This window comes from Halorubrum sp. F4 (genome assembly GCF_027257195.1).
GTDB lineage: Archaea > Halobacteriota > Halobacteria > Halobacteriales > Haloferacaceae > Halorubrum.
This window is the reverse complement of record NZ_JAPDFS010000001.1, coordinates 851525-863171: the sequence shown is the minus strand read 5'-3', so window position 1 is coordinate 863171 and position 11647 is coordinate 851525. Positions and strand designations below refer to the sequence as shown.

At 70.0% G+C, this 11647-nt stretch carries 16 protein-coding genes; 2 read left to right on the top strand and 14 right to left on the bottom strand.

Annotated features, from left to right (window positions below):
- Window positions 1-142: 142 nt before the first annotated feature.
- Window positions 143-676, top strand: a complete 534-nt coding sequence (locus OKW78_RS04420; RefSeq protein ID WP_281194083.1) for a hypothetical protein — start codon at window positions 143-145, stop codon at window positions 674-676.
- On the opposite strand, the gene OKW78_RS04415 is transcribed toward OKW78_RS04420, so the two are convergent.
- The 8 genes from OKW78_RS04415 to OKW78_RS04380 all read right to left on the bottom strand — a co-directional run bounded on the left by OKW78_RS04415 (window position 666) and on the right by OKW78_RS04380 (window position 5333).
- Window positions 666-1532 (bottom strand): SDR family oxidoreductase, encoded by an 867-nt coding sequence (locus tag OKW78_RS04415; RefSeq protein ID WP_281194082.1) that lies wholly within the window; start codon window positions 1530-1532, stop codon window positions 666-668. The genes OKW78_RS04420 and OKW78_RS04415 overlap by 11 nt on opposite strands.
- A gap of 80 nt (window positions 1533-1612) precedes the next feature.
- Window positions 1613-2074 (bottom strand): GNAT family N-acetyltransferase, encoded by a 462-nt coding sequence (locus OKW78_RS04410; RefSeq protein ID WP_281194081.1) that lies wholly within the window; start codon window positions 2072-2074, stop codon window positions 1613-1615.
- Window positions 2075-2154: 80 nt separating this feature from the next.
- Window positions 2155-2928 carry an archaeal proteasome endopeptidase complex subunit alpha gene (gene psmA / locus OKW78_RS04405; RefSeq protein ID WP_281194080.1) on the bottom strand — a complete coding sequence of 258 codons (774 nt, stop codon included), beginning with the start codon at window positions 2926-2928 and terminating at the stop codon, window positions 2155-2157.
- A gap of 4 nt (window positions 2929-2932) precedes the next feature.
- Window positions 2933-3412 (bottom strand): Rpp14/Pop5 family protein, encoded by a 480-nt coding sequence (locus OKW78_RS04400; RefSeq protein ID WP_281194079.1) that lies wholly within the window; start codon window positions 3410-3412, stop codon window positions 2933-2935.
- A gap of 33 nt (window positions 3413-3445) precedes the next feature.
- Window positions 3446-4090, bottom strand: coding sequence for a class I SAM-dependent methyltransferase (locus OKW78_RS04395; RefSeq protein ID WP_281194078.1), 645 nt, complete (start codon window positions 4088-4090; stop codon window positions 3446-3448).
- Entirely contained in the window at window positions 4074-4814 is a 741-nt protein-coding gene (locus tag OKW78_RS04390) for an RNase P subunit p30 family protein (RefSeq protein ID WP_281194077.1), read from the bottom strand. Before OKW78_RS04390 ends, OKW78_RS04395 begins: the two co-directional genes overlap by 17 nt.
- A 47-nt stretch (window positions 4815-4861) precedes the next feature.
- The gene (locus tag OKW78_RS04385) at window positions 4862-5059 is read right to left on the bottom strand and encodes a DUF5800 family protein (RefSeq protein ID WP_281194076.1); all 198 of its coding nucleotides are present in this window, start codon (window positions 5057-5059) and stop codon (window positions 4862-4864) included.
- Window positions 5060-5156: 97 nt separating this feature from the next.
- A complete protein-coding gene (locus OKW78_RS04380) occupies window positions 5157-5333 on the bottom strand; it encodes a DUF5786 family protein (RefSeq protein ID WP_281194075.1) in 177 nt (58 codons plus the stop codon).
- 176 nt (window positions 5334-5509) lie between these two features.
- Here OKW78_RS04380 and OKW78_RS04375 point away from each other — a divergent pair, with 176 nt between their 5' ends.
- Window positions 5510-6778, top strand: coding sequence for a polymer-forming cytoskeletal protein (locus OKW78_RS04375; RefSeq protein ID WP_281194074.1), 1269 nt, complete (start codon window positions 5510-5512; stop codon window positions 6776-6778).
- Between the two features lies 1 nt (window position 6779).
- On the opposite strand, the gene OKW78_RS04370 is transcribed toward OKW78_RS04375, so the two are convergent.
- The 6 genes from OKW78_RS04370 to OKW78_RS04345 form a co-directional block, all read right to left on the bottom strand.
- Window positions 6780-7541, bottom strand: a complete 762-nt coding sequence (locus OKW78_RS04370) for a ribonuclease H-like domain-containing protein (protein ID WP_281194073.1) — start codon at window positions 7539-7541, stop codon at window positions 6780-6782.
- A 94-nt stretch (window positions 7542-7635) separates the two neighbouring features.
- Window positions 7636-8793 carry a thiamine pyrophosphate-dependent enzyme gene (locus OKW78_RS04365; protein WP_281194072.1) on the bottom strand — a complete coding sequence of 386 codons (1158 nt, stop codon included), beginning with the start codon at window positions 8791-8793 and terminating at the stop codon, window positions 7636-7638.
- A gap of 22 nt (window positions 8794-8815) precedes the next feature.
- A complete protein-coding gene (locus OKW78_RS04360) occupies window positions 8816-9298 on the bottom strand; it encodes a hypothetical protein (protein WP_281194071.1) in 483 nt (160 codons plus the stop codon).
- A gap of 72 nt (window positions 9299-9370) precedes the next feature.
- On the bottom strand, window positions 9371-10411 hold the full coding sequence (locus OKW78_RS04355) for an NAD(P)-dependent alcohol dehydrogenase (protein WP_281194070.1): 1041 nt from the start codon (window positions 10409-10411) through the stop codon (window positions 9371-9373).
- Window positions 10412-10505: 94 nt separating this feature from the next.
- Window positions 10506-11219, bottom strand: coding sequence for a J domain-containing protein (locus OKW78_RS04350; protein ID WP_281194069.1), 714 nt, complete (start codon window positions 11217-11219; stop codon window positions 10506-10508).
- Between the two features lie 75 nt (window positions 11220-11294).
- Window positions 11295-11552 (bottom strand): MTH865 family protein, encoded by a 258-nt coding sequence (locus OKW78_RS04345; protein WP_122106125.1) that lies wholly within the window; start codon window positions 11550-11552, stop codon window positions 11295-11297.
- Window positions 11553-11647: the final 95 nt, after the last annotated feature.

Below are 11647 nucleotides of genomic sequence, written 5' to 3'. Positions count from 1 at the left end.
GTGACGGGGTAGGCATAGTGGAAGTACTGTCCGTATGTACCGTTGCGGGAACAGCCAGCGAAAACCCGCTTGCCTCGAAGTAGACCCCCTTCGTTATAAAAGACTTCGCAAAACCGATACCGCTTGCCGCCGTGGTCCGCCCATGCGCGTCACCCCGGAGACCGTCCGCGACGAGCACGCCCGTATCCGCGACCGTGCTCCCGTCGTCGTCCCGATCCTCAACGACACCCGCGATCGGCTCGGAGAGCTGTTCGGCACCGAGGTCGACGGCGTCGACGAGGGGACCTACCGGCGCGAGGTCGACGCCGTCTTCGCGGACGGGGAGGTCGGCGTCAACGTGGCCGGCTACGCGGCCGTCCTTCGCGACCTCGACGTCGCCGACGACTACCCCGGCTTCGTCGTCGACGAGGTCCTCGGCCGGGAGCTCGCGGCGACGATCGCCGGGGGCCAGCCGCTCTCGCTCCTCGCACAGGCGACGTTCCACTTCGCGGACGTCCACGTCGACCGCGACGCGACCGCCGACCTGGACGAGGCGGGTGCCGGAACCGCGGGCGCGGACGACCTCGACGCCGCGCTCGCCGCGGGCTTCCAGACGCGGCTCCCCGGCTGGGCGTGGCGCGAGGGGGAGAACCGGTTCGCGGTCGATTTCGACGACCGATCCCCTCCTACGAGGTGAACTTCCGGAGCAGCTCGAACCCCTTGTCACGGAGCGCGTCGGGGAGGAACCGGGCGAGCACGCCGACGCGCGCCGGCGTCCCGGGCTGGACCCGGGCGGGGGGTCTCGTCGCGCTCGCGGCGTCGAATATCTCCGCGGCGACGAGCTCGGGCTCGACGGCGCCCGGCCCGTCTCCGCCGATCAGCTTCGTGTCCTCGAACAGCGCGTAGAAGTCGTCGTACGCGCCGGATCGCTCGATCCCGCCGTTCTCCGCGGGGTCGCTCTCGCGCGCGACGCGGTCGGAGAAGCCCGTCCGGACCGGACCGGGCTCGATCACGACGACGTCGACGCCGAACTCGCGGACCTCGTTGCGGAGGGCGTCCGACATCGCCTCGAGCGCGAACTTCGATCCGGCGTAGACGCCGCCGCCCGGGAACGACACCCGTCCCGCGACCGAGGAGACGTTGACGATCGTCCCGTCGCGCTCGCGGCGCATCGCCGGCAACACGGCCCGAACCAGGCGATGGGGGCCGTACACGTTGACGTCGAACTGCTCGTGGACCGTGTCGGTCGTGACGTCCTCGATCGGCCCGAACTGACCGTAGCCGGCGTTGTTGATCAGGGCGTCGATCGCGCCCTCCTCGTCGAGGATCCGGTCGACGACGCGGTCGACGTCGTCCTCGTCGGTGACGTCGAGCGTCGCCAGCTCGCAGCCCGCCTCGCCGAGCGTCTCGACGTCCGCGGGGTTCCGCGCGGTGGCATACACGGTCCACCCTTCGTCGTTGAACGCGTGTGCCGTCGCACGACCGATGCCCGAGGAACACCCGGTGATGAGTACCGTCTTCTGCACGCGTCGTCGGTCGGCCCCCGCCGGCATAACTCTCCCGACCCGAGCGCGAACGGACTCACGGGTTCCCGGTTCGGGTCCTCGTCACCGTTCCCCGCTTCGGACGCCGATCAGAGCTCCTCGGTACGGACCTCCATCGCCCTCGACGCGGGTGCAGTCGGCTCGAACCCCCAGCGCTCGTAGAAGCCGTCGACGTCCGCGAGGAGATCGACGTACGTCCCGTCCGGCGCGTTCCCACGGAGCCAGGCGACGAGCGCGTCCATCATCGCCGTCCCGATCCCCCGTCCCTGGTGGGGCTCCGCGACGGCCATGTCCGAGACGTGGAAGACCGACCCGCCGTCACCGACGATCCGCGCCATCCCGACCGCCGCTCCGCTCTCAGTCTCGACGACGTGAACGCCGTAGGTCGTGTTCGGGAGCCCCCGCTCGATCGCCTCGCGCGAGCGGTCGCTCATGCCCGCTTCCCGGCGGAGGCGGAGGAAATCGTCGACCGACGGCGTCGTCTCCCGCAGTTCGTATCCGGTCGGAAGCCTCGATCCACCACGGTCTCGTGCGGCCTCGTCGTCGCTCATGCGTCCCCTTTCGCACCCCGAAGAATGGTCGTTTCGGCCGGGTCCACCCGGCACCACTCGCCGTCCGCGTCGGCCCGACGTTACTCCTCGTCCGCGTCCGTCGATTCGTCGTCCTCCTCGTCCGTCGCGAGCAGGTCGCGATCGGCGAGGATCGCCTCGAGCTCCTCGGCGGGCACCTCGGCGTACTGCTCGTCGTCGACGGTGATCGTGGCGACGCCGACGCCCTCGGGCGTAAGCCCGTCGTCGTTGGTCCGTGCGAGGGTGTCGAGCGCGAGCCCGACCGCCTCGTCGGTGGAGATCCCCTCCTCGTACTCTGCCTCGAGGTACTCGCGGAGGTCGCTCCGGTCGGATCCGATGGAGAGCGCCTGCCACTCGTAGGGCGTCCCGGAGGGATCGGTCTCGAAGAGGCGAGGCTCGCCGCCCTCGATCCCGCCGACGATGAGCGCGACGCCGAAGGGGCGTGCGCCGCCGATCTGGGTGTACTGCTGGATGTGGTCGGTGATCGTCTTCGTCAGCGTCTCGATCCCCATCGCCTCGCCGTAGCGCAGCCGGTTCACCTGCGCCTGTCGGCGCGCGAAGTCGATGAGCTGGCGGGCGTCGGCGACGTGCCCCGCGCTGGCGACGCCGACGTGGTCGTCGGCCTTGTGGAGCTTCTCGATGCTCGCCGGTTCCATGAGCGGCGAGCGGGCGCGCTTGTCGGCCGCGAGGACGACCCCGTCCTCGGCGCGGATGCCGACGCTCGCCGTGCCGCGTTTGACCGCCTCCCGCGCGTACTCGACCTGGTAGAGTCTGCCGTCGGGAGAGAAGATGGTGATTCCTCGGTCGTACGCCTGTTGTTGGGATTGGCCCTGCATGATATCACTCGATGTCGAACGCCGCCGCGCCGACGTACTCCGACCCGGCCCGCACGTCGTACGCATCCTCGCGCACGACCGCGGGCCGCTCGGCGTCCCCGAACGCGACGTCTCGCTGTGTCGAACTGCCGGCCGCGCGACGCATATATCTTTCCTCACAGGCACGCACCGTCCCGGAGATCCCTCGGATGCGGATCCCGACGGGGTCGCCCTCGATCGCGCCCACGCAGGCGATCGCCGCCCGCGCCTCCTCCACGTGGCCGCGACGAACCCGGACCACCGCCTCGCCCGAACCGCCCGAACACGAGAAGGAGAGCAGTTTCAGACCGGCGTCGGCGCTGCCCGCGTCGCCGAGGAGGTTGCCGGCGCTGTACCAGAGCGCGCGCTGGAACGCGCGGCGGCCGAGGTCGACGTCCGGCCACGTCTCGATCCCCACGGCGAGGTATCGCCAGCGCGGTCGAAGGTGCTTCGGGAGGTGTTTCACGGCTTACCCCCGTCGTCCGCGAGATCCTCGCGATCACTCGGCACCGGGCACCTCGTCGCCCGACCCGATGCGCTCGGCGACGATCACGCCGACCTGGTCGTGGACGCGCTCGACCGCGACGACCGCGAAGCCGACCGACGTGAACGCCTCGGCGAGGGTCCCGACGGTCGCCGGGTCGTCGACCTCGGGGCTGTAGAACGGCTCGTCGGGGTCCGGCTCCTCGAAGAACATCACGTCGCCGAGGACGACCCGCCGCGCGCCCGTGTCGGCCATGACCCGGATCGCCTCGCGTTTCTCGTCGTCGGCGAGGTGGTGGAGCGCGAAGTTCGAGGTGACGACGTCGACCGATGGCCGGTCCGAGCCGTTCAGGTTGGGATCGCGGAACTCGCCGTAGGCGAACTCGACGTTCGTGATCCGGGCCTCCGAGGCCTTGCGGCGGGCCTCCTCCATCATCCCCTCGCTGATGTCCCGGGCGAGGACGTACTTCGCGTTCGGCGCGAGCGCGAGCGCGATCGCCCCCGTCCCCGCGCCGAGGTCGGCCACCACGTCGTCGGGGCCGGGGTCGGCGTAGTCGACGACGAGGTCCGCACAGGCGTGGTACTCGTCGCTCTTCGAGTCGTCGTACTCCGCGGCCTTCTCCGAGAAGCGGGCCGCGTGATCCTCAACGCTCCGTTTCATACCGTCCACGTCGGACCCCCGGCTCTATGAAGTCCCCGGAGAGCCGCTCGCGGTTCCGCGCCGCGATCGATCCCCACGCGCGAAGGCCCTCGCGGATCCATTCGGGGTCGAACCCCGCCTCCGCGGCGACGGCGACGAGCTCGCGAGGCGCGCGCAGTTCGAGGTGGGAGCCGGCGTTCGTGCTGACGACGTGTGGGGCGTCGTAGTAGGTCACGATCTCGCGGAGCTTCCGGAGGTCGGCGAGCGCCCGGACGCGGTCTCCCCCCGTCTCCCGGAGGACCGGCCCGAGGTCGAACTCGACGTGGACCTCGTTGTCGCGGGCGGCCTTCGCGAGGACGTGGTTGAACCCGCCGCCGCCGGCGTTCGGTCTCGCGAGCACGTCGACGCGCGGCTCCTCGACCGCGTACCGGTTCAGGCGATCGTCGCCCCCGACGACGCAGACGACGGCGTGGTCGGCGCGACGGTTTCCGACGGCCCCCGACGCGGCGGTCGGTCCGTCGGCGTCGATCTCGACCGCATCGACGACGTCGACCCCGTACTCGTCGGCGATCGCGGCGGGATCGGTCATCGGGGCGTTTTCGTCTCCAGTTTCATCCCCATCGCCCGACTCCAGTGCGGCCCGCGTCCGGACGACGATCCCGTCGTAGCCGTATCGCGCCGCGGTCATGGCCTGTCTCGCGACGGTGGCGTCGCCGTCGGGATACGCGTGGACCGCCTCGTACATGCCCGGCGATTCGGGGGCCCGCGGTATCGGCGTTGCGCTTTGGACGGCTACAACACGTCGCCGATCCGGACCGGCTCGCCGTCGATGTCCGGCTCCTCGGCGACGATCTGGAGGACCTCGTGGTCGGTCACGTCGCGGTACCCCTTCCCCGTGGCCTCCTCTATCAGCGTCTTCTCGAGTTCGAACTCGGTCCCCTCGTAGACGACGTCGACGCCGTCCTCGTTGAACGTCAGCTCCGTGCTCATGGTCGGTGTAGCCCGTCGACCGATAAAAGGGACGTGACCCGCACCTCGCCGCCGTCCTCGTCACTCGTCGTCCCCGTACTCCGCGTCGCCGTCCTCGTCACTCGTCGTCGTTCTTCATCGCGCCGAGCCGATCGACCAGTTCGTCGGTGTCGGCGTCGCCCTCCACGGAGACGTCGCCGTCGTGGTCGTGCTCGTGGACGTTCACCGCCCCGTCTTCGTCCGTGTCGACGTCCTGGCTCCCCTGTTCGCTCTCGTCGTACGATCCGAATCCCATGGCGCCGGATTCGGGACCGGCGTTGAAAAGGTCGGTGACCGTGGGCCGCATCGGGAGCGATCCACACGCATCGGTTCGAGTTCGAGCGGATCTCCGTCCGGGAGGGACCGAGGTCCGTCCGACGAGCGTCCGACGCCCCCCTATCGTTTATGTCTCCCGGGGGACTTCCCACGGGTGTGTCACTGAGGGGGAACGGTCCGATAGACGAGCTCTCGGTTCCGTCGGGGACCACCGTCGAGGAGCACGACGTGGTCGTCGACGGCGACGTGCTCGTGGGCGGCCAGTCGACCGTCGAGTTCGGGATCCGCGGCCGCAACGTCGCGGTCGGCGAGCGCGTCGACGTCGGCGACGACATCGAGGCGGACGGCGACTGCCGGCTCGACACCTGGTGTTCCGTCGACGGCAACGTCCTCGTGGGCGAGGACGCCTACCTCGGCGAGCGCGTGACCGTCACCGGCCGACTCATGGTCTCCGGCGACCTCGACATCGGCGACGACGTGGACATCGAGGAGGGGTTCGAGGCCAACGGCTGGATCGTCATCCGGAACCCCGTCCCCGCGCTCGTCTTCTACTTCATCGTGCTCTCCCAGCTGTTTCGGGTCGGCGAGACCGACGCGGCCGACGAGCTCGCGGAGGCGCTCGCGGACGGCGACGACGTTCGAGACCCGCTTCTCGTCCCCCGCGGAGCCGAGGTCTCCGACGACGCCTGGCGCGTCTCGACGCCCGCCGTCGTCGGCGACGACTGCCGACTCCACGGCAACCTCCGCGCGGAGTCGGTCACGGTCGGCGAGCGCAACGAGGTGTTCGGCTCGCTGCGCGCCCGCGAGGACGTCGCGGTCGGTGCCGACACCACGATCCACGGCGACGTGACCACCCGGGGCGGTACGGTCACGATCGAGGCGGGCGCGCACGTCCGCGGCGACGTCTCCGCCGGCGACCTCGTGATCCACGACGGCGCGGAGATCGACGGCTCGCTGCGTGCCCGCGGCGAGATGAAGTTGGTCCAGTCGGTCGCGAACCATGAAGCGACCACGGCGGACGACGAAGACCACGGAGCGACCACGGCGGACGACGAAACCGACGACAGTGCCGACGCCGACGGCGCCACGGGCATCGACACCGACGACGATTCGGACGCCGCCGATACTGACGACTCGGGCGGGGACGACGCGAGTAGCGACGGGGACGACGCGAGTAACGATGGAGACGACACCGACGGCGAGGACCCTGACGAAACCGGGGGCGACGGTTCGGAACCCGTCGACGGGGCGTCCGACGACGACGCCGACAGCCCCGAGCAGGGCGTGGGCCCGCTCCACGCGACGATCACGGACGCGGAGTCGGACGGGACGGACGGAGAGCGAACCGAGCCGGACGACGAGAACGCGGAGACCGGGACGGACGACGAGAGCACCGCCGAGAACCTCCCGAACGAGACGGCCTGACTTACTCGCCGACGGCCGGCGAGAACACGTCGCGGTGAAGCGACTCACAGACCGTGTCGGCGAGCGTCCGAAGGTTCTCCGTGTCCTCCCGATTGTACGAGACGAGGGTGTCCAGGGCGTCCTCGTCGCCGCGCTCGTACTGGTGCCACAGCCGGACCGCGTCGCGGCCGGAGATGTCCGGGCGGTCGCGGTCGATGCCGAGCTGCTTTTCGATCGGCTTCAGCCCGCCCGAGAGCCCGATCCGCTTACAGGGGTACATCAGGTCCAGGTGCGGCGTGTCGACCTCGATCCCGAAGGAGGTCTCGAGGAACGGCACGTCGAAGCGCGCCCCGTTGAACGTCGCCAGGAGGTCGGCCTCGCGGAACCGCTTGCGGAGCCGGGCGGCGGTGAGGTCGTCGCCGGCCACGAGCGTCGTCGTCTCGCCGTCCTGATGGAAGCTGACGGTCGTGACCCGGTCGCGGTGCTCGTCGAGGCCGGTGGTCTCGATGTCGAAGAAGCAGGTACCCTCACGGAAGTCCTCGTAGAGGCGCCAGCGCTCCCCGCTCGGGAACCGTCGGTCGAAGTACGCCGCGTCGCCGTCGTCGAGGCGGGTCCGTGCCTCCGCGATGAACGACTCGATCCGGTCGGCGGTGGTCGAGCCGACGCCCGCGACGTCGACGGCGGGATCGAACTCGTCCCACGTGTGGACGCCCCGCTCCCAGAGCCGGCGCTCCGTGGTCTCGCCGACCCCCTCGACCGGAATGAAGCTGTTCTCGATGCGCATATCCGCTACCGGGAGACCGGCGGGCAAAAACCCCGCGGGAGGCGGGCGAATCGATACCGGGTGACGACCGGGTCGGTGGCGGGGTTCCCGGAAGCTACTCCCCGAGGTCGAACGCCTCCTCGCCGTGTTCCTCGACCGCCGCGAGCAGTTCGTCGCGCTGGCGACGGAGCTCGGGCGGGGGGTCGGCGTAGGCGTGATCGAACATCGCGGCCGGATCGGGCTCGACCGCCTCCGCCGCATCGATCGCGTCGGCGACGACGTCGTCGGCGCGGTCGCGGGCCGCCGCGACGCCCTCGTCGTCGATCCGTCCGGTCTCCCGGAGGAACGTCTCCATGCGGTCGATCGGGTCGATCGCCCGCCAGGGATCGACCGCGTCGTCGGCGCGGTAGGCGGTGGGGTCGTCGGCGGTGGTGTGTGCTCCGTACCGGTACTCGACGAACTCGACGAGCGTCGGACGGGCCGGCGGGCCGTCGGAGGGTGTCTCCCCTCCGTCCCCCTCCCCGTCCGCGTTCCGCGCGCGCTCTGCCGCCGCCCGGGTGACGGCGTAGCTCGCGAGGGGATCCATCCCGTCGACGCGGACGCCCTCGAAGCCGTAGGCGCTCGCCTTCGCGGCGAACGTCGCGCTCGCGGTCTGGCGCTCGCGCGGGACCGAGATCGCCCAGCCGTTGTTGTGACAACAGAACAGGGTCGGCGTGTCGAAGACGCCGGCGAAGTTCATCGCCTCGTGGAAGTCCCCCTCGCTCGTCGCGCCGTCGCCGAAGTGGCAGGCGACCACGCGGTCCTCGTCGCGGTAGTCGAACGCCCACGACGCCCCGACCGCGTGCGGGAGGTGCGCCGCGATCCCGATGTTCAGCGGGAAGACGTTCCCCTCGGCGATCGCCGCCGTCCCGGCCTCGTGGCCCATCCAGTAGGGGAGGTACTCGGCGAGGAGGTCGCGGACGACGATCGCCCCGTGCTCGCGGTACTGGTAGCTTACCAGGTCGCGGTCGCGGAGCGCGTGGGTGGAGCCGACCGCCGACCCCTCCTGGCCCGCGCACGGCGCGTACGTCCCCATTCGTCCCTGCCGCTGGAGGCTGACCGCGCGCTCGTCGAACCGCCGGGTCGTGACCATGTCGCGGTAGATCGCCAGAAACGTCTCGTCCGACAGGTCCGGAACGGTCGCGTCCGGGAGGGGGATCCCGTTCGGCCCGAGCACCCGGTAGACGTCCTCGTCGGCGAGGGGATCGACGGCGTCGTCGCCGGTCTCGTCCATGCGCCACCGGTGTGGTCCGCAGTCACAAGGAGTTAGCGGTCGCGGCGGCGTCGGGGCGTGCCTCGTTCCGGCGGCGGGCGTACGTGATCGGGAGACCGACGAGTGCCCCCGCGACGGCGGTCACGCCGAGCGTGAACCCGACCAACAGCGGGACGGGGCCCGCCGTGAGCATCTCGACGCCCCAGACGACCACGAAACGACCCGTCCACACGGTTCCGGTGGCGAGCGCGGTGAGCAGCCCGAACGCGGCTCCACGATGGTACGCGTAGGTCCCCGATCGTTCGACGAGCAGCCACCAGAATCCCGCGCCCGCGACGAGCGCGGGACTCGCGAGGATGGCCATCGAGAGAGCCGCCGGGAGGCCGATCACTTCGGCGAAGAGCCCGAGCATGTCGGAGAGCAGGACCGCCGTGAACGTGGCACAGGCGAACGTGTAGCCGCCCGCAAGAATCGACCAGCGTCCGGACGCCGAGAGGTCGGACCAACGGGCGGGGATCGTGTCCATGCTCGAATGTGAACGACGCACCGTATAGCTCTTCTCGAGGGTGAAACGCCGACTTGAGTCTCCCGTTCCCGCTCAGGGCGTGATGACGGCTCGGCCGTCGATCTCCCCGTGTTCGAGCTTCTCGGCGACCGCGTTGACCTCGCCGAGATCGTACCGGCTCGTGTGGAGGTCGACGTCGCCCTGCTCCACGAGCGCGACGAGTTCCTGGAGCTCAGCGTAGCGGCCGACGATGTTACCGACGAACGAGAACTCGCCGTTCACGAGTGCCTGGGCCGGTTCGTGGACGTGGCCGCCGTAGCCGATGACGTGGTGGTCGCCACCGGCGGCGGTGATGTCCGGGGCGTACGCCGTGGTCACGTCCTCGCCGACGAAGTCGAGGACCTGTGTCGCGCCCGTCCCGTCGGTGATCCCGTCGAGCTCCTCGCGCACGTCCGCCTCGCCCGGGTTGACCACGTGGTCGGCGCCGTACCCCTCCGCGAGGTCGAGCGCGGACTCCTTGAGGTCGACCGCGGTGATCCGGGCCGCGCTCATCGCATCGAGACACTGGAGACCGATGTGGCCCAGCCCGCCGACCCCGATGACGACCGCGTGGTCGCCGGGGTTCAACTCGCTTACCGCCTTCTTTGCTGCGTGATACGCCGTGATCCCAGCGTCCGCGTGCGGGGCGATGTCGACCGGCTCGACGCCGGTCGGCAGCGGGATCACCGAGCGCTCGCTCGTGTGGAGGTAGTCGGCGAAGCCGCCGTCGGTGGTGAGTCCGTTGAACGCGTCGTTCTCGCAGTACATCGTCTCGCCGAGCCGACAGGGTCGACAGGTGCCACAGGTCTGAACCGGATGACAGATGACCGGGTCGCCCTCGGAGACGATCCCGACGTCCTCGCCCGTCTCGACGACCGTCCCGGCGTTCTCGTGGCCGAGCGTCATCGGGAGATCCTGGGGGACGTACTCCTCCCACATCCCCTCGATTATGTGGTTGTCTGTCTGACACCACCCCGCCCCCTCGACCTCGACGATCACGTCGCTCGCGCCCGTCGCCTCCGGACGGTCGACCTCGTCGATCGTGAGCCCCTCGGTCATGTCGTCCGTGTACTCGTGGAGTCTGGCTGCGCGCATGTGACATGTGATGACGTATCTATCGACATAAACGTTCGTTCGGAAGGGATCGGCGGGTCCGAAAGAACGGGTGGATACCGACGGAGTGGTCGTGTCAGCGCCCGAACCCGTGTCCGCTCCGGCGGCCGTCCCGCCCGGATCGGCCACCTCGGCCTGCCCGGTCGGATACGGCCGTGTTCTCGTCGGCGTGGTCGCTGGCGGTCGCGTACGCCTCCTGGACGCGGCGAAACGCCGCCTCGTCGCCGCCGCGGTCCGGGTGCGTCTCCTTCACCCGTTCGCGGTAGGCCCGCTTCACCTCGTCGGCGTCGGCGTCGGGCGCGAGCCCGAGCTCCGTGAAGGCGTCCGCGACGCGGTCGTTTCCCCGCCGTCGATCGGGACCGCCGCCCCAGTCGGGTTCGGTCACGTCGAACGGGAGGCGTCGACCGAGCCCGCGTCCGGGCATCTCGTGTTCGCACAACACGGCGTGGACGCTCTCGCCCTCGAGCCGGAAGTAATCGTGCGCGTCGAAGGTGACGGCGACCCCGCGTGCCGGGAGGTAGAAGGGAACGACGACGCCGCCGACCGCGTGGTCCTCGAGGAAGCGCTCGCCGATCGCCGTGAGGTACGCGCGGATCTCGCCGCGGCGGCGCGCGTCGCCGCTCGGCGTCCCCTCGACGGAGGACGCTTTCTCCGGGAACAGCCGCTGGCCGAGGTAGAAGACGACGGCGACGACGACGCTCGCGGCGACGCCGAGTGCGACCCCCGCGAGGACCCACGGCGGGACGACGTCGGTAGCGGCCGGGACGATATCGATGGCGGCCACGGTCACGGGCGGTCTAACGGCTGCGTGACCATCAACCCCTCGCCGGCGTCCCCTCTCGGATCCTCGCCGGTGGGTAACCGTTCAGATCAGGTCCTTCGATTCGAGCGCCTCGAGGACGTCGTCGACGAGTTCCTCGGCGCTGTCGTAGGGGAAGTCCTGGTCGCTTCCGAGCTTGGCGGCGAGCTCCATCGCGGTGAAGCTCACGTCACCCGCCTCGAACTTCGTCGCCGGGCCGTTCGGCAGCGCCGGGACGAGGTCCATCTGGTTCTTGACGGGAAAGTCCGCGCCGCCGAAGGCGTCCATGAACTGTTCGCGGAGTTCCGCTTTGACGTCGGTCATGCCCCCACCTCTCCGGAGGGACCGCAAAAGCGTTGTGGAACCACGATGAATCAGTTTACCGTTCTCGAAGTCGGACCCCACGGTACTTTGCGTGT

What these genes read in the sequence shown, in the direction of transcription:
- OKW78_RS04385 (WP_281194076.1), bottom strand. Translation starts at nt 5,059, where the DNA reads ATGAGCACGGAGCTGACGTTCAACGAGGACGGCGTCGACGTCGTCTAC.
- OKW78_RS04390 (WP_281194077.1), bottom strand. Translation starts at nt 4,814, where the DNA reads ATGTACGAGGCGGTCCACGCGTATCCCGACGGCGACGCCACCGTCGCG.
- OKW78_RS04420 (WP_281194083.1), top strand. Translation starts at nt 143, where the DNA reads ATGCGCGTCACCCCGGAGACCGTCCGCGACGAGCACGCCCGTATCCGC.
- OKW78_RS04395 (WP_281194078.1), bottom strand. Translation starts at nt 4,090, where the DNA reads ATGAAACGGAGCGTTGAGGATCACGCGGCCCGCTTCTCGGAGAAGGCC.
- OKW78_RS04355 (WP_281194070.1), bottom strand. Translation starts at nt 10,411, where the DNA reads ATGCGCGCAGCCAGACTCCACGAGTACACGGACGACATGACCGAGGGG.
- OKW78_RS04345 (WP_122106125.1), bottom strand. Translation starts at nt 11,552, where the DNA reads ATGACCGACGTCAAAGCGGAACTCCGCGAACAGTTCATGGACGCCTTC.
- OKW78_RS04360 (WP_281194071.1), bottom strand. Translation starts at nt 9,298, where the DNA reads ATGGACACGATCCCCGCCCGTTGGTCCGACCTCTCGGCGTCCGGACGC.
- OKW78_RS04365 (WP_281194072.1), bottom strand. Translation starts at nt 8,793, where the DNA reads ATGGACGAGACCGGCGACGACGCCGTCGATCCCCTCGCCGACGAGGAC.
- OKW78_RS04370 (WP_281194073.1), bottom strand. Translation starts at nt 7,541, where the DNA reads ATGCGCATCGAGAACAGCTTCATTCCGGTCGAGGGGGTCGGCGAGACC.
- OKW78_RS04380 (WP_281194075.1), bottom strand. Translation starts at nt 5,333, where the DNA reads ATGGGATTCGGATCGTACGACGAGAGCGAACAGGGGAGCCAGGACGTC.
- psmA (WP_281194080.1), bottom strand. Translation starts at nt 2,928, where the DNA reads ATGCAGGGCCAATCCCAACAACAGGCGTACGACCGAGGAATCACCATC.
- OKW78_RS04415 (WP_281194082.1), bottom strand. Translation starts at nt 1,532, where the DNA reads ATGCCGGCGGGGGCCGACCGACGACGCGTGCAGAAGACGGTACTCATC.
- OKW78_RS04410 (WP_281194081.1), bottom strand. Translation starts at nt 2,074, where the DNA reads ATGAGCGACGACGAGGCCGCACGAGACCGTGGTGGATCGAGGCTTCCG.